The sequence below is a fragment of the Pantoea sp. RCC30.1 genome (assembly GCF_058148845.1).
Map to the genome: position 1 here is coordinate 1 of NZ_JBXUHX010000019.1, position 19,322 is coordinate 19,322.

At 54.0% G+C, this 19,322-nt stretch carries 22 protein-coding genes; 14 read left to right on the forward strand and 8 right to left on the reverse strand.

What is annotated here, in order from left to right:
* Both AC2LB6_RS16435 and aspA read right to left on the reverse strand, forming a co-directional pair.
* Positions 1-1,027 (reverse strand): anaerobic C4-dicarboxylate transporter (locus AC2LB6_RS16435; protein WP_490094308.1); only part of this gene is annotated, 1,027 nt, incomplete at its 3' end.
* A 110-nt stretch (positions 1,028-1,137) separates the two neighbouring features.
* Positions 1,138-2,574, reverse strand: a complete 1,437-nt coding sequence (gene aspA / locus AC2LB6_RS16440) for an aspartate ammonia-lyase (RefSeq protein WP_419139110.1) — start codon at positions 2,572-2,574, stop codon at positions 1,138-1,140.
* A gap of 328 nt (positions 2,575-2,902) precedes the next feature.
* On the opposite strand from aspA, the gene AC2LB6_RS16445 reads away from it, so the two are divergent.
* The 5 genes from AC2LB6_RS16445 to AC2LB6_RS16465 all read left to right on the forward strand — a co-directional run bounded on the left by AC2LB6_RS16445 (position 2,903) and on the right by AC2LB6_RS16465 (position 6,610).
* Entirely contained in the window at positions 2,903-3,364 is a 462-nt protein-coding gene (locus tag AC2LB6_RS16445) for an FxsA family protein (protein ID WP_490094336.1), read from the forward strand.
* Between the two features lie 228 nt (positions 3,365-3,592).
* Entirely contained in the window at positions 3,593-3,886 is a 294-nt protein-coding gene (locus AC2LB6_RS16450; RefSeq protein ID WP_003848316.1) for a co-chaperone GroES, read from the forward strand.
* A 49-nt stretch (positions 3,887-3,935) separates the two neighbouring features.
* Entirely contained in the window at positions 3,936-5,585 is a 1,650-nt protein-coding gene (gene groL, locus AC2LB6_RS16455) for a chaperonin GroEL (RefSeq protein ID WP_090963845.1), read from the forward strand.
* A gap of 217 nt (positions 5,586-5,802) precedes the next feature.
* Positions 5,803-5,958, forward strand: coding sequence for a YegP family protein (locus AC2LB6_RS16460; protein ID WP_065106154.1), 156 nt, complete (start codon positions 5,803-5,805; stop codon positions 5,956-5,958).
* Positions 5,959-6,262: 304 nt separating this feature from the next.
* The gene (locus AC2LB6_RS16465) at positions 6,263-6,610 is read left to right on the forward strand and encodes a DUF4156 domain-containing protein (protein WP_010251983.1); all 348 of its coding nucleotides are present in this window, start codon (positions 6,263-6,265) and stop codon (positions 6,608-6,610) included.
* 53 nt (positions 6,611-6,663) lie between these two features.
* On the opposite strand, the gene epmB is transcribed toward AC2LB6_RS16465, so the two are convergent.
* A complete protein-coding gene (gene epmB / locus AC2LB6_RS16470) occupies positions 6,664-7,692 on the reverse strand; it encodes an EF-P beta-lysylation protein EpmB (RefSeq protein WP_490094309.1) in 1,029 nt (342 codons plus the stop codon).
* A 43-nt stretch (positions 7,693-7,735) separates the two neighbouring features.
* Between epmB and efp the strand changes: the two genes are divergently transcribed.
* From efp to AC2LB6_RS16485, 3 genes are all read left to right on the forward strand, one after another.
* On the forward strand, positions 7,736-8,302 hold the full coding sequence (efp, locus tag AC2LB6_RS16475) for an elongation factor P (protein WP_010251979.1): 567 nt from the start codon (positions 7,736-7,738) through the stop codon (positions 8,300-8,302).
* Positions 8,303-8,353: 51 nt separating this feature from the next.
* The gene (locus AC2LB6_RS16480; RefSeq protein WP_490094310.1) at positions 8,354-8,485 is read left to right on the forward strand and encodes an entericidin A/B family lipoprotein; all 132 of its coding nucleotides are present in this window, start codon (positions 8,354-8,356) and stop codon (positions 8,483-8,485) included.
* 102 nt (positions 8,486-8,587) lie between these two features.
* The gene (locus AC2LB6_RS16485; RefSeq protein ID WP_003848302.1) at positions 8,588-8,722 is read left to right on the forward strand and encodes an entericidin A/B family lipoprotein; all 135 of its coding nucleotides are present in this window, start codon (positions 8,588-8,590) and stop codon (positions 8,720-8,722) included.
* A gap of 55 nt (positions 8,723-8,777) precedes the next feature.
* On the opposite strand, the gene AC2LB6_RS16490 is transcribed toward AC2LB6_RS16485, so the two are convergent.
* Positions 8,778-9,302, reverse strand: a complete 525-nt coding sequence (locus tag AC2LB6_RS16490; protein ID WP_490094311.1) for a lipocalin family protein — start codon at positions 9,300-9,302, stop codon at positions 8,778-8,780.
* Positions 9,303-9,437: 135 nt separating this feature from the next.
* On the opposite strand from AC2LB6_RS16490, the gene epmA reads away from it, so the two are divergent.
* Positions 9,438-10,415 carry an elongation factor P--(R)-beta-lysine ligase gene (gene epmA, locus AC2LB6_RS16495; protein WP_161731772.1) on the forward strand — a complete coding sequence of 326 codons (978 nt, stop codon included), beginning with the start codon at positions 9,438-9,440 and terminating at the stop codon, positions 10,413-10,415.
* 151 nt (positions 10,416-10,566) lie between these two features.
* On the opposite strand, the gene degS is transcribed toward epmA, so the two are convergent.
* The 3 genes from degS to zapG form a co-directional block, all read right to left on the reverse strand.
* Positions 10,567-11,628, reverse strand: coding sequence for an outer membrane-stress sensor serine endopeptidase DegS (degS, locus tag AC2LB6_RS16500; RefSeq protein WP_090963856.1), 1,062 nt, complete (start codon positions 11,626-11,628; stop codon positions 10,567-10,569).
* An 89-nt stretch (positions 11,629-11,717) separates the two neighbouring features.
* Positions 11,718-13,091, reverse strand: coding sequence for a serine endoprotease DegQ (gene degQ / locus AC2LB6_RS16505; RefSeq protein ID WP_490094312.1), 1,374 nt, complete (start codon positions 13,089-13,091; stop codon positions 11,718-11,720).
* A 110-nt stretch (positions 13,092-13,201) separates the two neighbouring features.
* Positions 13,202-13,603, reverse strand: coding sequence for a Z-ring associated protein ZapG (gene zapG, locus AC2LB6_RS16510; protein ID WP_003848291.1), 402 nt, complete (start codon positions 13,601-13,603; stop codon positions 13,202-13,204).
* Between the two features lie 178 nt (positions 13,604-13,781).
* Here zapG and zapE point away from each other — a divergent pair, with 178 nt between their 5' ends.
* The 5 genes from zapE (at position 13,782) to sspB (ending at position 17,434) form a co-directional block, all read left to right on the forward strand.
* Positions 13,782-14,909, forward strand: coding sequence for a cell division protein ZapE (gene zapE, locus AC2LB6_RS16515; RefSeq protein ID WP_490094313.1), 1,128 nt, complete (start codon positions 13,782-13,784; stop codon positions 14,907-14,909).
* 227 nt (positions 14,910-15,136) lie between these two features.
* Positions 15,137-15,565 carry a 50S ribosomal protein L13 gene (gene rplM, locus AC2LB6_RS16520; protein ID WP_008925400.1) on the forward strand — a complete coding sequence of 143 codons (429 nt, stop codon included), beginning with the start codon at positions 15,137-15,139 and terminating at the stop codon, positions 15,563-15,565.
* A 15-nt stretch (positions 15,566-15,580) separates the two neighbouring features.
* On the forward strand, positions 15,581-15,973 hold the full coding sequence (gene rpsI, locus AC2LB6_RS16525; RefSeq protein WP_090963862.1) for a 30S ribosomal protein S9: 393 nt from the start codon (positions 15,581-15,583) through the stop codon (positions 15,971-15,973).
* 330 nt (positions 15,974-16,303) lie between these two features.
* A complete protein-coding gene (gene sspA, locus AC2LB6_RS16530; protein WP_003851135.1) occupies positions 16,304-16,945 on the forward strand; it encodes a stringent starvation protein SspA in 642 nt (213 codons plus the stop codon).
* Positions 16,946-16,948: 3 nt separating this feature from the next.
* Complete coding sequence (gene sspB, locus AC2LB6_RS16535; protein WP_013359871.1) at positions 16,949-17,434, forward strand: ClpXP protease specificity-enhancing factor; 486 nt, start codon at positions 16,949-16,951, stop codon at positions 17,432-17,434.
* A 110-nt stretch (positions 17,435-17,544) separates the two neighbouring features.
* On the opposite strand, the gene AC2LB6_RS16540 is transcribed toward sspB, so the two are convergent.
* On the reverse strand, positions 17,545-19,302 hold the full coding sequence (locus AC2LB6_RS16540) for a sulfite reductase subunit alpha (RefSeq protein WP_150037900.1): 1,758 nt from the start codon (positions 19,300-19,302) through the stop codon (positions 17,545-17,547).
* Positions 19,303-19,322 lie beyond the last annotated feature (20 nt).

Genomic DNA, 19,322 nt, shown 5'->3' on the forward strand with positions numbered 1-19,322 from the left:
GCATTGAGGCGAAGAACAGCACCAGCGCCAGCATCCACGGGTAGGTTTTCAGCGTATCGCCCGCCAGCATCTGAATATCCGCCAGATGCGCTTTCACAAAGGTATCGCCCAGCCAGGCGACGCCCATCACGCAGATACAGGCGCTCATACCGGATTTAAAAGTGCTGGCACTGAGGATTTCGCTGGTGTCGAGTTTACAGGTCAGGCTGATCAGCGTGGCGATGGTCAGCATAAACACCACAATCGCTTCATTGCGTGGCAGCGGCGGATTGGCGATTAACCCGACGCTGGCGCTGGTCGCTGTGGCATAGAGCACTACAGCCACAATACCTGTCAGAAACAGCAGCACCGACTTTTTCGCGCCCGGTTTTGCCTGGAAGACGCTGGCGCCGCGCAGCGTGACTTCACCTTTGGCGAGGCGAGCCTGATAGACCTCATCATCTTTCAGCTCTCGGCCTAAGAAGTTGGTCACCAGTGCCGCCAGGAAGAGACCCACCATGGTTGAGGGGATAGCAATCGCCAGCAGCGTGATATAGCTGACGCCGCGCGGTTCAAGCAGGGTGGCGAAGAAGACCACCGCTGCTGAAATCGGTGAAGCGGTAATCGCAATCTGTGAAGCCACCACCGCAATCGACAGCGGCCGGGAAGGACGAACGCCTTGCTCCTTCGCCACTTCTGCAATCACCGGCAGCGTTGAGAAGGCAGTGTGTCCGGTGCCGGCCAGCAGCGTCATCAGGTAGGTGACCAGCGGGGCCAGCAGCGTGACATGGCGCGGATGACGGCGCAGCAGACGTTCCGCCAGACTCACCAGATAATCCATGCCGCCCGCAACCTGCATGGCGGCTATCGCGGCGATTACCGCCATGATGATTTCAATCACATCGAACGGGATTGCGCCAGGCGCCATGCCAAATCCCAGCGTCAGCACCAGAACGCCCATTCCGCCTGCGAACCCGATACCAATACCGCCAAGACGTGCGCCCAACCAGATCGCCATCAAGACGATAAGCAGCTCAACCACAAACATGAATCACTCCTGAAAATTAAACCGGTAAACCTGGGTGTGCTGTTTAACAAAAAAAAAGGCACACCATGTTGATCGTGGTGTGCCTTTGGTTAACCAGCGTCGGTTAAGCCTTATTGTTCGTTTTCATCAGTATAACGTTTTGCTTTATAAACCGGGTACATCAGGTTCTGCACCGAGAAGATATCGTCCAGCTCACTTTCCGTCAGCAGGCCGCGCTCCAGCACAACCTCACGCACGCTTTTACCGGTTTCCGCACAGATTTTGCCGACGATGTCGCCGTTGTGGTGGCCGATATAAGGGTTGAGGTAAGTCACGATACCAATCGAGTTGAAGACGTAGGCTTCGCACACCGCGCGATTGGCGGTAATGCCGTTGACGCACTTCTCCAGCAGGTTGTAGCAGGCGTTAGTCAGGATGCTGATCGATTCAAACAGCGCCTGGCCAATCACTGGCTCCATAACGTTGAGCTGTAACTGACCCGCTTCAGAGGCCATCGTTACGGTGATGTCGTTGCCAATCACTTTGAAGCAGACCTGATTAACCACTTCCGGCACCACCGGGTTAACCTTGGCTGGCATGATAGAGGAACCCGCCTGCAGCTCTGGCAGGTTGATTTCATTCAGGCCGGAGCGTGGACCGGAGGAGAGCAGGCGCAGGTCGTTGCAGATTTTAGAGAGTTTCACCGCCAGGCGTTTCAGCGAGGAATGGACCATCACATAGGCACCACAGTCGGAGGTCGCTTCAATCAGGTCTTCCGCTGGCACCACCGGCAGGTTGCTGACTTCCGCCAGGCGCTGAACCGCCAGATGCTGATAGCCTTCCGGCGTATTGAGGCGGGTGCCGATGGCGGTCGCGCCCAGGTTCACTTCCAGCAGCAGTTCAGCGGTGCGCAGAATGCTTTTGGTCTCTTCGTTCAGCAGCACGCTGAAGGCGTGAAACTCCTGACCGAGGGTCATTGGCACGGCATCCTGCAGCTGGGTACGGCCCATTTTCAGGATGGTCTGGAATTCATCAGCTTTGTGCTGGAAGCCTTCGGCCAGCTGGCTGATGCCATCAAGCAGCTTCAGCAGCGAACTGTAAACCGCGATGCGGAAGCCGGTTGGGTAGGCGTCATTGGTGGACTGGCATTTGTTCACATGATCGTTGGGGTTGAGGTACTGATATTCCCCTTTCTGGTGGCCCATCAGCTCCAGACCGATGTTTGCCAGCACCTCATTGGTGTTCATGTTGACCGAGGTTCCGGCACCGCCCTGATAGACATCCACGGGGAACTGGTCCATACAGCGACCATTGTTGAGCACTTCGTCGCAGGCCTTGATGATGGTATCGGCAATGTTGCGCGGAATGGTCTGCAGCTCTTTGTTGGCCATCGCCGCCGCTTTTTTTACCATCACCATACCGCGGACAAATTCAGGTATGTCGCTGATTTTGCTGTTACTGATATAAAAATTCTCAATCGCACGCAGAGTATGAACGCCATAATAGGCATCCGCCGGAACTTCGCGCATACCTAACAGGTCTTCTTCGATACGAATGTTGTTCGCCATGATAACCTTCTTGTTATTGCCGCTAACCATCACAAAGGATGTGTTTATTTTGTCGTGGTGTACCCGTGCCGACATATTATCCGTCTTCAAAGGGCCGTGTGCGATCATATTCTGATGCATAAGAAAAGCACGCATGCAGAGCACTTAATGCTGCACTCTGGTTAACGATATGTGAAGTTGGTTACAAAATTAACCCCGCAGGATAAATTTGACACGATCGGTTGAAAATGGCGGCGCGGGCGCCCATCTCTTTTCTTATCATCCTCAGGATGAACGCTTTCTGCTGACCGGCACGCTGCCGTTCAGCCCCTACTTACAGGAGAGTACGGTGCGCTGGATACCGTTATTAGTCTTTTTTGTTCTGGCCTGGATCGAGATTTCACTCTTCATTCAGGTGGCACACGTCATGGGCGTGCTGCTTACCATGCTGCTGGTGATCTTCACCTCGTGCATTGGGGTGTCGCTGGTCAAAAATCAGGGCATGAAGAATTTTATGCTGATGCAGGAAAAGCTGGCGCGTAACGAAAGCCCGGCCAATGAGATGATCAAAAGTGTTTCGCTGATCATCGCGGGCTTCCTGCTGCTGCTGCCTGGCTTCTTCACTGATCTGCTGGGTCTGTTGCTGTTGCTGCCTCCGGTGCAGAAGCATCTGACGCTTAAACTGATGCCCCATCTGCGCGTCTGGCGCGGACCGGGTGCCGGCCCTGACAGCGGCTATACCATGGATGGCGAGTTCGAGCGTAAAAACACAGATCGTCTTGAAAACCATGACGATCACAAGGATCGTTAACCGCAGCTATAGCCTCTGAAAGCGCAACCTCCGGGTTGCGTTTTTTATTTGGCGCTTCATCTGCTTAAAAAGTCACCAGTTATCACATCAGGGTAAAAAATTTGTTGTTCGCCCCCTTGAAAGCGGGTGTCAGCGGCCCTATCTCTCTGGTCACGAGGCCGGAAGCCATGCAGACCGGTGATCAACCCCAAAACTGAATGATTGGACTTCTCAAAGGAGAGCTATCAAATGAAAATTCGTCCATTGCACGATCGCGTCATCGTCAAGCGTAAAGAAGTTGAAGCTAAATCAGCTGGCGGCATCGTGCTGACCGGCTCTGCAGCCGGTAAATCCACCCGTGGTGAAGTTCTGGCTGTCGGCAATGGTCGCATCCTTGAGAGTGGCGACGTTAAGCCGCTGGACGTGAAGGTTGGTGACGTAGTGATCTTCAATGAAGGTTACGGCGCTAAAACCGAGAAAATCGACAACGAAGAGGTGCTTATCATCTCTGAGAGCGACATTCTGGCCGTTGTTGAAGCGTAATTTTTACGCGTAATTCACTGAACGAAACGAATTTAAGGGATATTTAAAGATGGCAGCTAAAGACGTAAAATTCGGTAATGACGCACGCGTAAAAATGCTGCGTGGCGTGAACGTACTGGCAGATGCAGTAAAAGTTACTCTGGGCCCGAAAGGCCGTAACGTGGTTCTGGATAAATCTTTTGGTGCACCGACCATCACTAAAGATGGTGTTTCTGTAGCACGTGAAATCGAGCTGGAAGACAAGTTCGAGAACATGGGCGCGCAGATGGTGAAAGAAGTGGCCTCTAAAGCGAACGACGCTGCGGGCGACGGTACCACCACTGCAACCGTACTGGCACAGTCTATCATCACCGAAGGCCTGAAAGCGGTCGCAGCGGGTATGAACCCAATGGACCTGAAACGCGGTATCGACCAGGCTGTTATCGCTGCGGTTGAGAAACTGAAAGCGCTGTCTGTACCTTGCTCTGACTCTAAAGCGATTGCACAGGTCGGTACTATCTCTGCTAACTCCGATGAAACCGTGGGCCAGCTGATTGCTCAGGCGATGGAGAAAGTGGGTAAAGAAGGTGTGATCACCGTTGAAGAAGGCACCGGCCTGCAGGACGAGCTGGATGTGGTTGAAGGTATGCAGTTTGATCGCGGCTACCTCTCTCCTTACTTCATCAACAAGCCAGAAACGGGCGCGATTGAACTGGAATCTCCGTTCATCCTGCTGGCTGACAAGAAAATCTCTAACATCCGTGAAATGCTGCCAGTGCTGGAAGCCGTTGCGAAAGCCGGCAAACCACTGCTGATCATCGCGGAAGACGTTGAAGGCGAAGCGCTGGCAACGCTGGTGGTTAACACCATGCGTGGCATCGTGAAAGTGGCTGCGGTTAAAGCACCAGGCTTCGGCGACCGTCGTAAAGCCATGCTGCAGGATATCGCTATCCTGACCGGTGGTACCGTGATCTCTGAAGAGATCGGTATGGAACTGGAAAAAGCGGCTCTGGAAGATCTGGGCCAGGCTAAACGTGTTGTGATCAACAAAGACACCACCACCATCATTGACGGTGTGGGTGAAGAAGCGACAATCCAGGGTCGTGTAACCCAGATTCGTCAGCAGATCGAAGAAGCAACCTCTGACTACGACAAAGAAAAACTGCAGGAGCGCGTAGCGAAACTGGCAGGCGGCGTAGCCGTTCTGAAAGTCGGCGCAGCCACTGAAGTTGAAATGAAAGAGAAGAAAGCCCGCGTTGAAGATGCGCTGCACGCAACCCGTGCTGCGGTAGAAGAAGGTGTGGTTGCTGGTGGTGGTGTGGCGCTGGTTCGCGTGGCAGCACAGCTGGTTGATCTGCGTGGTCAGAACGAAGATCAGAACGTCGGTATCAAAGTCGCGCTGCGCGCGATGGAATCTCCACTGCGTCAGATCGTTTCTAACGCCGGTGAAGAGCCATCTGTTGTTGCTAACAACGTGAAAGCGGGCGACGGTAACTACGGTTACAACGCGCAGACTGAAGAGTACGGCAACATGATCGACTTCGGTATCCTGGACCCAACCAAAGTGACCCGTTCTGCTCTGCAGTACGCGGCCTCTGTTGCGGGTCTGATGATCACCACCGAATGTATGGTTACTGACATGCCAAAAGGCGACGCACCTGATTTAGGCGGCGGCGCTGGTGGTATGGGTGGCATGGGCGGTATGGGCGGCATGATGTAATTGCCGTTGACTGCTTAAGTCATCACAGAACCCCCGACCGGAAACGGTCGGGGGTTTTTCTTTTTCAGCGTCTGAATGGTGGCAGCGGCAGGAAAAACCCATTAACTTTTTTTATGTTCTGCATCATGGTTTAGTCAGGGCGGGATGCTCTAACGTGGATCCCGGAGCGAAATAGTGCGCTCTGAAAGGGATAAACATCAGATTAAGGAAAATAAAAATGCACGATAAATGGGAATTTTATAAGGACGAAGCACACAAGTGGCGCTGGAGAAGAACGGCGCCCAACGGCAATATTACCGGCGCCGCCAGTCAGGGCTACGTTAACAAAGCCGATTGCATCGAAAATGCACGACGTAATGGCTACACCGATTAAGGGCATCACGCTCCGACATCACCCCCGATCGGAAACGGTCGGGGGTTTTTCTTTTGGGTGGGAAAATAGTATAAGTAAGGCGCAATCGTTCGTCTTTCCTCTTGATATGTCACGCTGTCTGCGGCCGCGATCGACTGATCGACTGGCTTCATTTTATTCACCAGCATCGGCACGCTTGCCAGCCTGCAAGCGGCGTGAAATATTGAGACGATATAACGGGATAAGGGCAATGAATGTTCAGAAAAAAAAGATCTTTTTCTGCTACGCTGCCACCCGACTCTGATGATAATAAATGGGGATTACAATGCGGATTAACCTCTTGCTCGGACTGACGGCTGGCGCGTTATTGCTGGCGGGCTGCAGCAGCTCTACGCAACTCTCTTCAGCAGGACAGCGCGTGACGTTTACCGATCAGCAGCCTGGCAATACCTGTCAGCTTCTGGGCAATATCACCGGCTCACAGAGCAACTGGCTGAGCGGTGCAGGCGGCGAAACCAGCGCACTGCGCGGCGCGGCCAATGACCTGCGCAATCGCGCAGCGGAGATGGGCGGCAACGTGATTTACGGTGCGACCAGCCCGACGCAGAATCTGTTGTCCGCGTTCGCGCCACTCGACAGCAAAATGACCGGCCAGGTCTATAAGTGCCCATAATGTGAATCGGGTACTCTACCGTATTCAATCGGCCAGCTTTGCGCTGGCCGTTTTTATTCCTGACGTAACTGTAAATCTAACGGTGTTTTACTCGGCTCTCCGCCAATTTCACGTGCCAGCTTTGGTACCAGATAGCCGGAGACCTGTGACAATAATGCGCGCACCAGCTGGCGTGCCTCATCATCTGACACAAAGAAATGTGCTGCGCCCTGCACCTTATCCAGCACATGCAGATAGTAGGGCAGAATGCCGGCATCAAACAGCGCATTGCTCAGGGTGGCCAGTGTCTGCGCATTATCGTTGATGCCACGCAGCAGCACGCTCTGGTTCAGCAGGGTCACACCGGCACGCTTCAGGCTAATCATCGCCTCACGCAGCTCATCATCAATCTCCTGCGCATGGTTGATATGCGTCACCATCACCACCTGCAGACGTGTCTCGCTTAACATCTGACAGAGCTGATCGGTAATGCGCGCCGGAATCACCACCGGCAAACGGCTGTGAATGCGCAGGCGTTTCAGATGCGGAATCTGTTCCAGCGCGGCGATCAGCCAGGCGAGTTCATGATCTTTCGCCATCAGAGGATCGCCGCCGGAAAAAATGATCTCATCCAGCTCGGGATGATCGGCGATATAGTCCAGAGCAGCCTGCCAGCTACGCTTGTTGCCAGGATTATCCTGATAGGGGAAATGGCGACGGAAGCAGTAGCGGCAGTTGACCGCACAGCCGCCTTTTACCAGCAATAAAGCCCGGTTTCGGTATTTATGCAGCAATCCAGGCACAACGTTGCTTTGTTCATCGAGCGGATCGGTGCTATAACCTGGCGCATCAGTGAATTCCTGGCGGCGGGTCAGTACCTGAAGCAGCAGAGGGTCGTGCGCATCGCCTTTTTTCATCCGGCGGATGAACGCATGCGGTACACGTAAGGCGAAAAGACGCCGCGCATCCGCACCTTCTGTCAGCTCGGTGTGCTGATCAAGGGCTAAAATCCGCAGTAATTCATCAGGTTCAGTGACAACATCCGCAAGTTGCTGCAACCAATCTTCTCTGGAAGGTGTTTTTAGGGTTACAATGTGTGCCATTTTTTTGGCTTAGTACCAGTGTCAATTTTCGTAGAGGGCCTTCATGGCGACTTATTCTAGCAACGATTTCCGTCCCGGTCTTAAAATCATGTTCGAAGGCGAGCCATATGCCATCGAATCCAGTGAGTTCGTTAAACCGGGTAAAGGTCAGGCATTCGCACGCGTTAAAATGCGTCGCCTGCTGACGGGTTCTCGCGTTGAGAAAACTTTTAAATCTACCGACTCCGCCGAAGGCGCAGACGTTGTAGATACCAACCTGAACTACCTGTACAACGACGGCGAGTTCTACCACTTCATGCACCCGGAAAGCTTTGAGCAGTTCCAGGTTGAAGAGAAGACGGTAAGCGATGCAGCGAAATGGCTGCAGGATAACGCTGAATGTATCGTTACGCTGTGGAACGGTCGCCCGATCGCCGTTCAGCCGCCGAACTTTATCGAAGCTGAAGTTATCGAAACTGATCCAGGCCTGAAAGGTGATACCGCAGGGACTGGCGGCAAGCCAGCTAAACTCTCTACCGGTGCCGTGGTGAAAGTGCCATTGTTCGTGCAGGAGGGTGAAGTGGTCAAAGTTGACACCCGCTCTGGCGAATACGTGTCACGCGTTAAATAAGATTCGCAGGCGCATCTTCTGGTGCGCCTTTTTCTTGTCTGAGAGAAAAAAATGATCACACTGGCAAAATTACTCGCGTTCGCGTTGCTGGTCTCTTCTGCGCTAAGCGCCTGCAACACATTCCACGGTTTTGGCGAAGATGTTTCCCACTTAGGTGGTGCCATTTCACGTGCGGCAAAATGACCGTAACTGATTGTCCTTTTTAGAGTCCCGCCAACAGCAACTGCCTGAAATCCGGCTATGCTTAAAGCGCTGTACTTTACATCCATCAAAAAGGACATTGTTATGTTAAAGAAAAGTATTGCCGCAATCTTCTCTGTACTGGTGCTCTCTTCTCTGCTGACGGCGTGTAATACAACGCGTGGCGTAGGCGAAGATGTCGAAGCGGGTGGCCAGGCGATTCAGAACAGCACGAAGTAACCTGTGATTCCAACCGGTACGAAATGCTTTTCGTACCGGCTTGTCAGCTTCTGCACTATTTCTGTTTTACCCAGATTAACTCTTCAACCGGGAACCCGTCCCGACGCGCCTGCTCAACCAGTTTCTCTTTTACGCCCGGCTCCAGCTGAGGTGTCCGTGACAGTATCCAGAGATAGTGGCGATTCGGGCCGCATACCATCGCATAGCGATAGTCGGGGTCCAGGGCGATAACGTTGTAGCCACCGTAGAAGGGGCCAAAGAAAGAGACCTTCAGAGAAGCTCGCTGTGGTTCACCAGTAAAGTAGGCTTTACCGACGCTCTCCTGCCAGCGTTCCTTTTTGACGTTATAGCCACGGTTGATCACTTTCAGGCCGCCATCTTCACGCGGGCTGTAGTTTGCCGTCACCTGTTCAAGGCCGCGCTCAAAAGGGTGGTTAAGGCGGGCAATCTCATACCACTGACCGAGATAGCGCTGACTGTCAAAGTTATCAATGACCGTGACGTTCTTTGGCGGCGTGGTGCTACAGGCAACTGAGAGAAAAGCACTCAGACTGGCAACAACTGTTTTCCATGGAGACATAGTGGGATTCCTTTGTGATTTAACCGCTTAAGTATAGAAGCCGAAACGCTGTTTTTGGCAGCACGGGCACGAGATTGTTTGCCGCAGGCATTGCAGGTAGACTTCCCCCCCTAATTTGTATCAGGAGTCATCACCATGAGCGAAACGGCAAGCTGGCAACCAAGCGCACCCATCGCCAATTTGTTAAAACGCGCCGCTATTTTAGCAGAAGTGCGTCGTTTCTTTGCCGATCGCGGCGTGCTGGAAGTGGATACACCGGCGATGAGCCAGGCCACCATTACCGATATCCATCTGGTGCCTTTCCAGACGCGTTTTGTCGGCCCTGGCGCTGCGCAGGGGCGCGATCTCTGGCTGATGACCAGCCCGGAATATCATATGAAACGCCTGCTGGCAGCAGGCAGTGGCCCGATCTACCAGATGGCGCGCAGCTTCCGCAATGAAGAGGCGGGACGTCACCACAACCCGGAATTTACCATGCTGGAGTGGTACCGGCCGCATTACGACATGTATCGTCTGATGAATGAAGTCGACGATCTGATGCAGCAGGTGCTGGAGTGTGACAGTGCAGAGTCGCTCTCTTATCAGCAGGCGTTTATCCGTCATCTGGAGCTGGACCCGTTATCAGCAGATAAAGCGCAGTTGCGTGAAGCGGCCGAGAAGCTGGGTGAAGGCGAGCTGGCGCGTGCAGAAGAGGATCGCGATACCCTGCTGATGCTGCTGTTTATGCTGGGCGTGGAACCGAAGATTGGTCAGGATAAACCCTGCTTCGTTTATCATTTCCCGGCCAGCCAGGCAGCACTGGCGGAGATCAGTACTGAAGATCACCGTGTGGCTGAACGCTTCGAGGTTTATTACAAGGGCATTGAGCTGGCGAACGGTTTCCGTGAGCTGACCGATAGCCGTGAGCAGCGTCAGCGCTTCGAGCAGGATAACCGTCGCCGTGCGGCGCGCGGCCTGCCTGTGCATCCTATCGATACCTATCTGCTGGATGCGCTGGCGCATGGTATGCCAGCCTGCTCCGGCGTCGCGTTGGGTATTGATCGCCTGATCATGCTGGCGTTGAAAGCGGAGTCACTGAGTGAAGTGATCGCGTTTCCGGTAGATCGTTGCTAATTGGTTATTAACAAACGATGACGGAATAGTAAGGAAGGGTAGGCCCGGATGAAGAGCAAAGCGTCCGAGGCAGGATGGCGAGGCCGACCGCCATGGATGGCGGCCTTCTTTGCGATCAGTCGGGCCATCCCTGACCAGACACGGATTTTAGCTAGTTACTATTGTCCGGGAATTCCTGAATGGTCACCGGTAGCGTCAGCTTCTGATCGTTTCGCAGCACCTGCACATCAATCACAGAACCCGGGCGAATTTCTGCCACCTGATCCATGGTCTCCTGCGCGGAGATGGCTGGCTTGCCGTTCACACTGAGTAGCACATCGTTGGCCTGAATCCCCGCTTTATCTGCAGGGCCATCTGGTGTGACCACGCTGACAATAATGCCCTGAACCCGATCCAGATTGCTGCCCTGTCCATGTAGCGGCGGCAACTCACGCCCGGTAATGCCGATATAGCCGCGGATTACCCGACCATCACGAATCAGCTTATCCATGATTTTCGAGGCTAAGACGGTTGGAATGGCGAAACCAATCCCTTCCGGCGTTTCACCATCATTGCTCTTATCAAACGTCAGGGTGTTAATGCCCATCAGCTCACCGAGCGAGTTAATCAGCGCACCGCCGGAGTTACCCTGGTTGATTGAGGCATCGGTCTGCAGGAAATTCTGTCGGCCTGACGAACTCAGACCTACGCGGCCCGTGGCGCTGATAATGCCCTGCGTTACCGTTTGACCGAGATTGTAGGGGTTGCCGATCGCCATCACCACATCACCGATGTGCGGCTGACGGTTTGGATTAATCGGGATAACGGGCAGGCCGGAGGCCGTAATCTTGAGAACCGCCAGGTCGGTCATTCCATCGGAACCTACCAGCGTCGCTTCAAAGAAGCGGCCATCCTGCAGCGCCACGATAATCTGGTCGGCATTGTTGATCACATGCTTATTGGTAAGGATGTAGCCTTTTACATTCATGATCACCCCGGAACCCAGGGTCGTGATGCCACGATTGTTGTTGCCGTGGGCGCTACGATTGTAAACATTCACAACGGCAGGCACGGCGCGTCGCACCCCTTGATTGAAGCTAAAGGGCGTTTCGTCGGTAATATTTTCGTGGTTATAGAGGGCGTCGCTGCCCATACGAAGTGCAGGCAGTGCTGCGAGCAAAATACCCGCCACAATCAGGCCCAGCACCACGGCACGCAAAAGTTTAAGAAACATGGTGTTAAATCACGCCAGGGGAGATCGCAGGGGAGAATAGCATGAGAGCGGCGGACACACACGCGCTTGTGTCCGCCGTAATGCGAGGTTTATCTCAACAACAGATAGATAGTTTCATCGCCGCGCACCACATTCAGTGCCAGTACCGGCGGTTTCCCTTCCAGGATTTTACGCAGTTCAGCAATGTTCTGAACCCGGCTGCGGTTAACGCCGATAATCACATCATCTTTCTGCAGGCCAACCTGTTCAGCCGGTGTGCCTTTTTCGATGGTATCGACTTTGACGCCTTTATCACCGGTCTTCGTCTGTCCATCACTCAGCGTTGCGCCCTGAAGAGCGGGTGACATCAACTGTGCGCTGGCGGTGGTCTGCGAACTCTGCTCCAGCGTAACGGTAACTGTTAATGGCTTACCTTCGCGTAGAAGGCCAAGCTTAACCTGCTCACCTGGCGGCGTGGTGCCCACTTTTACGCGTAGCTCAGCGAAACTGGTAATCGGCTTGTCGTTGATCGATGTAATGATATCGCCTGACTTCACGCCCGCTTTCTGCGCGGCAGATTGCGGTAAGACTTCAGAAACAAAAGCACCGCGCTGTGCATCGACATTGAACGCTTTAGCCATGTCGGCCGTCATTTCAGTGCCTTTGATGCCGAGCTGACCGCGCTTCACTTCACCATATTTGATCAACTGCTGCGCGAGGTTCATCGCCATATCACTTGGGATAGCAAAGCCGATGCCGATGTTACCGCCGCTTGAGGCGAGGATGGCGGTATTGATACCGATCAGCTCGCCGTTAAGGTTGACCAGCGCGCCGCCTGAGTTACCGCGGTTGATCGCAGCATCGGTCTGAATAAAGTTTTCCAGCCCTTCCAGATTCAGGCCGCTGCGGCCCAGCGCAGAGATGATCCCGGAGGTGGCGGTCTGTCCCAGACCAAACGGGTTGCCGATCGCCACCGCGAAATCACCCACTTTCAGCTGATCAGAATCCGCGACTTTCACCTGCGTAAGGTTTTTTGCGCCCTGAATCTGAATCAGCGCGATATCGGTCTGCTCATCATGGCCGATCAGTTTGGCTTCATATTCGCTGCCGTCACCGAGCTGTACGTTGATTTTATCCGCACCGTTGACCACATGGTTGTTGGTCAGCACGTAGCCCTTAGCGGCATCAATGATGACGCCAGAACCCAGGCCTTCAAACGGCTGAGGCTGACTGTTTCCGCCAGGCATCTGGCCGAAAAAGCGTTTCAGCGGTTCAGGAATATCCTGAGCCTGCGCACCGGAATCGGTGCCTTCAACGTGAACACTGACCACGGCGGGCAACACTTTTTCCAGCATCGGTGCCAGACTCGGCAGCGGCTGGCCCGCAATTTGTGCTGGCAGCGTTGCCATCGCGTCTGGCGCGGCGGCAAGACTCATCCCAATACTCAGGGCTAATGCGCTAAACAGGCGTGCTTGTTTTTTCATTGCTACAACGCTCTCGCTGCAAAAGGTGGGAGGAATTAATAAGTGTGACAGTCGTTTGCGGTCAGGGTTCGCAAATTCAGTGGGCGCAGACAGGCTGCGCCCCAAAAAGATCAGTCGCGGGCAGGGCGCTCGCCACGCAGTAAACCGGATGCGCCTTCAGAGTAGTCGCGCGGCATCTGCACCGGCACCTGATCGTTATCCGCTTCAGCTTCAGTCAGCTGATAGGCAAACGGATTTTTCTGTCCAGGCAGATTTGGCAGCAGATCATTGGATCCTTTTGCCATGTGCTGATAGAGCTGACGATAATCACGCGCCATGTTGTCCAGCAGCTCCGCGCTCTGCGCGAAGTGGTTGGTCAGCTCTTCGCGATAATCAGCCAGCTCCGCTTTCGATTTTTCCAGCTCGTACTGCATGCTGCGCTGCTCACGCAGCTTTTTGTTGCCAAAACGCATGGCTACTGCGCCGACAATAATACCTACCACTAAACCAATTAGCCCGTATTCCCAGGTCATAATGACTCCCGTGTTATTTCCATTGTTCCGTAGGGCGTTGCACCATTTCAATAATAGTTACTATACCCGTTAATCTTATGGATGTGGAACTCCGGTGCAGCATGGCTTAGTGTAGAACGGCCTTTTTTTCAGCAACCGTGGTATGAATCAGACACCATTCAGGGACTTTGAAACAATAATGCAAACCTCAACTCCGCTTGCACGCTATGAGCAGGCGCTGTCGCAGGGCGAATTCAGGCCCGATGACGTACAACGTGAAGCGATAACCCGTTTAGACGCGCTGCAGCAGGCGCTGGTTGCCCGGCAACAATCTGCCGCGCCGGCCACATCCGGCCTGCTGGGTCGTCTGTCAAAATTGATCGGCAAAGAGAAAAATGAGGCGCCACAACCGGTACGTGGCCTCTATATGTGGGGCGGTGTCGGTCGCGGTAAGACCTGGGTCATGGATCTCTTTTTTCAGTCTATTCCTGGCGATCGCAAACTGCGTCTGCACTTCCACCGCTTTATGCTGCGGGTGCACGAAGAGCTGACGCAGCTTCAGGGCCAGAGCGATCCGTTACTGATTATCGCGGACAAATTCAAAGCCGAAACCGACATCCTCTGTTTTGATGAGTTTTTTGTCTCCGATATCACGGATGCGATGCTGCTCGGCACGTTGATGGAAGCGCTGTTTGAACGCGGTATCGCGCTGGTGGCCACCTCGAACATTCCGCCTGACGACCTCTATCGTAATGGTCTGCAGCGTGCGCGTTTCCTGCCTGCCATTGAGCAGATAAAACGCCACTGCGATGTGATGAACGTGGATGCCGGAATTGACTACCGGTTACGCACGCTGACCTCCGCACACTTGTGGAACTATCCGCTGAACCCGGAAACGCACGCTGAAATGACGCGGATGTTTAAAGCGCTGTCGGGTAGCCAGCCTGAAGAGGCGCCGGTTCTGGAGATTAATCACCGCCAGATGCCGACGTTGGGCGTCAGCGAGGGCGTGCTGGCGATTAATTTCACGACGCTGTGCGGCGAAGGGCGCAGCCAGCATGACTATATTGCGCTGTCGCGCCGTTTTCACAGCGTGCTGCTGTATGACGTGCCGGTGATGATCTATAAAACCGAAGATCAGGCGCGCCGTTTTTTGGCTCTGGTCGATGAGTTCTATGAACGTCATGTGAAGCTGGTGGTCGCGGCGGAGACGTCACTGACCGAGATTTATCAGGGCACGCGGCTGAAGTTCGAATATCAGCGCTGTTTATCCCGACTTCAGGAGATGCAGAGCGAAGAGTATCTTCGCTTACCGCACCTGCCGTGAGAATAATCAGGATAAATACCGAAATAGGGTTCGATTTTTGTAACCGACTTCTCTATAATCTTGCGACCCCACGTTACAGCAAAGGATTTTTTTCCCAAATCCTCTGTGTTCCAGTAACTCTATCCGAAGGGGTGGCTTGCTGGTCAAAATGGTCGTGTGAGCCTCATTCGTTTACTTAAGCGTTTGGGATTTCACCAACGTGTAACTTAATTTGGGTAAGCTTTTCGATGAAAACTTTTACAGCTAAACCAGAAACCGTCCAACGTGACTGGTTTGTAGTTGACGCAACGGGCAAAACTTTGGGTCGCCTGGCGACTGAACTGGCGCGCCGTCTGCGTGGTAAGCATAAAGCGGAATACACTCCGCACGTTGATACTGGTGATTACATCATCGTTCTGAACGCAGAAAAAGTTGCTGTAACCGGCAACAAGCGTACTGACAAGATCTACTATCACCACACTGGTCACATCGGTGGTATCAAACAGGCGACCTTTGAAGAGATGATTGCTCGCCGTCCTGAGCGTGTGATTGAGATCGCGGTTAAAGGCATGCTGCCGAAGGGCCCGCTGGGTCGTGCTATGTATCGTAAACTGAAAGTTTACGCAGGCAACGAGCACACCCATGCGGCACAGCAACCGCAAGTTCTTGACATTTAATCGGGATTAAAGGCAATGGCTGAAACTCAAAACTACGGCACTGGTCGCCGCAAAAGCTCTACCGCTCGCGTATTCATGAAGCCGGGTAGCGGTAATATCGTTATTAACCAACGTTCTCTGGAACAGTACTTCGGTCGCGAAACTGCCCGCATGGTAGTTCGTCAGCCGCTTGAGCTGCTGGATATGGTTGGTAAATTCGATCTCTACGTCACTGTTTCTGGTGGCGGTATTTCTGGTCAGGCTGGTGCGATCCGTCACGGTATCACCCGCGCTCTGATGGAATACGACGAATCACTGCGTGGCGAGCTGCGTAAAGCTGGCTTCGTAACGCGTGATGCGCGTCAGGTTGAACGTAAGAAAGTCGGCCTGCGTAAAGCACGTCGTCGTCCTCAGTTCTCCAAGCGTTAATTGTTTGCAGCTCCGGCTGCGACAATTGGCTCAAAAAACCCGCTTCGGCGGGTTTTTTATTTTCGGCCTTCCCACGACTCCCCGCGAAAACCGTAACGTCGCGCTCATTTTACCTGCAAAGATTCATTCCACGCCCACAAGCAGCCTAAAATCTGGTAAACTCTGTGTCACTTTGCGCCCGCAGGCCGGTGCGTTATGCGCCTCCCCACTGTCGGGGCGTCAGTATCTACGGCGCGGCTAACCAGGTTGCGTGCGAGTTCGATAAGCTGGTGAATCGCCGTGTGGTTGGCTATTCGCAGTATCTTTTTGTGAACAAACTTGGAGGTTTTCATGGCTGTCGCTGCCAACAAACGTTCGGTAATGACGCTGTTTTCTGGTCCTACTGACATTTTCAGCCATCAGGTACGTATTGTCCTGGCGGAGAAGGGTGTCAGCGTAGAGATCGAGCAGGTCGAAATGGATAACCTGCCGCAGGATCTGATTGACCTCAATCCGTATCGCACGGTACCGACGCTGGTAGATCGTGAGCTGACGTTGTATGAATCACGCATCATCATGGAATATTTAGATGAGCGTTTCCCGCATCCGCCACTGATGCCGGTTTATCCGGTTGCCCGTGGTGATAGCCGCCTGATGATGCATCGCATCGAGCAGGACTGGTATAGCCTGATGCGGAAAGTCGAGAACAGCACGGGACAGGAAGCCGAAGCGGCACGCAAGCAACTGCGTGAAGAGCTGCTGGCTATCGCGCCACTGTTTGGTCGTACGCCTTACTTCATGAGCGAAGAGTTCAGTCTGGTTGATTGCTACCTGGCTCCGCTGTTATGGCGTCTGCCATCAATGGGCATCGATTTGATCGGCTCAGGTTCAAAAGAGCTGAAAGGCTACATGAATCGCGTATTTGAGCGTGACTCATTCCTCGCTTCATTAACTGAAGCTGAACGTGAAATGCGCCTGCAAGCCCGGGCTTAACGTATGGAAATGTCGCAACTTACTGCACGTCGTCCCTATCTGCTGCGCGCCTTCTATGACTGGTTGCTCGACAATCAGCTGACGCCGCATCTGGTGGTCGATATTAATCTGCCAGGTGTGCAGGTGCCGCTGGAGTATGCGCGTGATGGTCAGATTGTCCTGAACATCGCGCCACGCGCTGTCGGCAACCTCGATCTGGCAAATGATCAGGTGTCGTTTAACGCCCGCTTTGGTGGCGTGCCTCGCCAGGTTAACGTGCCGATGGCGGCGATTCTGGCAATCTATGCGCGTGAAAACGGTGCCGGGACGATGTTTGAACCGGAACCCGCTTACGAGCTGGGTATGCAGGAGGCGTCAGAAGGTCAGGAAGAGACCATGATGTCCGTGATTGATGGTGATCGTCCTGACGACGCCAGCGATGACGAGACGCCGCCTGATGACGATCCACCGCCTCGTGGTGGACGACCTTCACTGCGCGTAGTGAAATAGCCGTGACATAACAGTGAATACCCGTCCATGTGACGGGTATTTTTTTGCCTGCCACCCATAAAAAATCCGGCTGCCTGCGCAAGCCGGATTTTTTCAGCAGACCTTCACGATTAATAGACGTCGCGCAGGTAGCGTTTCTCTTTCTTCAACTGATCGACGTAGTCTGCCGCACGCTCGGTGGAGAGGCCACCAAACTGGCGAACTACTTCATACAGCGCGTTATCCACATCTTTCGCCATACGTGAGGCATCGCCACAGACGTAGAAGTAAGCCCCTTCCTGCAGCCAGGCATAGAGTTCTGCGCCCTGTTCCAGCATCCGGCTCTGCACGTAGATCTTCTTCTCCTGATCGCGTGAGAACGCCAGATCCAGGCGCGTCAGCAAGCCATTATCCCGCCAGGCAAGTAACTCATCCTGATAGATGAAGTCATGCTCCTGATGCTGATCGCCGAAGAACAGCCAGTTCTTGCCCTGCGCGCCGGTTGCCTGGCGCTCCTGCAGGAAGGCACGGAATGGCGCAATACCGGTACCCGGTCCCACCATGATCAGCGGTGCGCTGTTATTGGCAGGCACGCGGAACGATTTATTGGGCGAGATAAAGATGGCGGGCTTCTCGCCGCGACGCACACGCTCGGCCAGATAGGTCGAGCAGACGCCACCGCGATTACGGCCACCACTGTGATAACGCACCGACGCAACGGTCAGATGCACCTGGTTAGGATGGGCCTTAGAACTGGATGAAATTGAGTAAGCACGATGCTGCAGTGGGCGCAGCAGGGCAACAAACTCAGGAACCGCCAGCGTACGCGTCAGCTCAAGCTGCAGCAGGTCGAGGGTATCTTTGCCCCACAGCCACACGCCCAGCGCATCTTTATCATCATGCTGTAAGACATGACGCAGTTCCTGGTTGGTGGTGTTCTGTCCGACCCACTCGATCAACTTGCGTGACGGCTCTGAAATCTCAAACTGATAGGTCAGCAGGTCGCCGAGGCTACGGTCAAAGCCAGGCACCGGCGTCTGGTAATCAGCATTAAGCTGGGTCAGTAGCAGGCTCACCAGTGACGGCTCGTTGACCGGAATCACGCCCAGCGCATCGCCCGCTTCATATTTCAGGCCGCTGTCCGACAGGTCGAATTCGAAATGACGAATATCTTTGGCTGACTGCTCGCCTGACAAACGCTTGTTGGTGATCAGCGCAGCGGCATACGGATTCGATTTGTTGCTGCCCGGAATGACCGGCGCTTCAGGTGCGCTCTCCAGCACGGTGCCGCTGCTGCCCGCGCTGGCCGCAAACTGTGGCATTGAGCTGTTCAGCCACTCACTGGAAGGCTCTTCGTAGTCGATATCACAATCGATACGATCAACCACGCGTTTCGCACCCAACTGCTCAAGGCGCATATCAATGAACTTGCCCGCCTGACAGAAGCCATCGTAGCCGGTATCGCCAATGGCCAGCACGGCGAAATGCATCTGCTCCAGACGTGGTGCGGTACTGGCAGAGATCGCATCCCAGAATAGCTGCGCGTTGTCCGGCATTTCACCTTCGCCATAGGTCGAGGTGACGATCAGCACATGGCGCATAGTGGCAAACACGTCGAGATCGACATCGCCCAGCGCCTGAACCACGGGTACCAGCCCTTTGGCGCGGGCAGATTTCGCTGCGGTCTGCGCCAGTGCTTCGGCATTGCCGGTCTGTGAGCCGTAAAGAATATGCAGTTGCGTGGTCGCGGCTGCGCCCGTACCTGCGGCAGGTTGCTGTTTGTCTTCTAACACCAGCAAACGGGAGTGAAGCCCCGCGAGAAAGCCAGCCAGCCAGTACTTCTGATCGCCATTAAAAGGTGCATCTTCTGGAATATAAGGAATTTTCATGGGTACTTTTACTCAATCCC

Coding starts and splice junctions, on each gene's coding strand:
- AC2LB6_RS16540 (WP_150037900.1), bottom strand. CDS start 19,302: ATGAAAATTCCTTATATTCCAGAAGATGCACCTTTTAATGGCGATCAG.
- AC2LB6_RS16490 (WP_490094311.1), bottom strand. CDS start 9,302: ATGTCTCCATGGAAAACAGTTGTTGCCAGTCTGAGTGCTTTTCTCTCA.
- AC2LB6_RS16465 (WP_010251983.1), top strand. CDS start 6,263: ATGCGGATTAACCTCTTGCTCGGACTGACGGCTGGCGCGTTATTGCTG.
- sspB (WP_013359871.1), top strand. CDS start 16,949: ATGGAAATGTCGCAACTTACTGCACGTCGTCCCTATCTGCTGCGCGCC.
- groL (WP_090963845.1), top strand. CDS start 3,936: ATGGCAGCTAAAGACGTAAAATTCGGTAATGACGCACGCGTAAAAATG.
- degQ (WP_490094312.1), bottom strand. CDS start 13,091: ATGAAAAAACAAGCACGCCTGTTTAGCGCATTAGCCCTGAGTATTGGG.
- efp (WP_010251979.1), top strand. CDS start 7,736: ATGGCGACTTATTCTAGCAACGATTTCCGTCCCGGTCTTAAAATCATG.
- epmB (WP_490094309.1), bottom strand. CDS start 7,692: ATGGCACACATTGTAACCCTAAAAACACCTTCCAGAGAAGATTGGTTG.
- epmA (WP_161731772.1), top strand. CDS start 9,438: ATGAGCGAAACGGCAAGCTGGCAACCAAGCGCACCCATCGCCAATTTG.
- zapG (WP_003848291.1), bottom strand. CDS start 13,603: ATGACCTGGGAATACGGGCTAATTGGTTTAGTGGTAGGTATTATTGTC.
- rplM (WP_008925400.1), top strand. CDS start 15,137: ATGAAAACTTTTACAGCTAAACCAGAAACCGTCCAACGTGACTGGTTT.
- degS (WP_090963856.1), bottom strand. CDS start 11,628: ATGTTTCTTAAACTTTTGCGTGCCGTGGTGCTGGGCCTGATTGTGGCG.
- aspA (WP_419139110.1), bottom strand. CDS start 2,574: ATGGCGAACAACATTCGTATCGAAGAAGACCTGTTAGGTATGCGCGAA.
- AC2LB6_RS16485 (WP_003848302.1), top strand. CDS start 8,588: ATGTTAAAGAAAAGTATTGCCGCAATCTTCTCTGTACTGGTGCTCTCT.
- AC2LB6_RS16460 (WP_065106154.1), top strand. CDS start 5,803: ATGCACGATAAATGGGAATTTTATAAGGACGAAGCACACAAGTGGCGC.
- AC2LB6_RS16450 (WP_003848316.1), top strand. CDS start 3,593: ATGAAAATTCGTCCATTGCACGATCGCGTCATCGTCAAGCGTAAAGAA.
- AC2LB6_RS16480 (WP_490094310.1), top strand. CDS start 8,354: ATGATCACACTGGCAAAATTACTCGCGTTCGCGTTGCTGGTCTCTTCT.
- rpsI (WP_090963862.1), top strand. CDS start 15,581: ATGGCTGAAACTCAAAACTACGGCACTGGTCGCCGCAAAAGCTCTACC.
- sspA (WP_003851135.1), top strand. CDS start 16,304: ATGGCTGTCGCTGCCAACAAACGTTCGGTAATGACGCTGTTTTCTGGT.
- zapE (WP_490094313.1), top strand. CDS start 13,782: ATGCAAACCTCAACTCCGCTTGCACGCTATGAGCAGGCGCTGTCGCAG.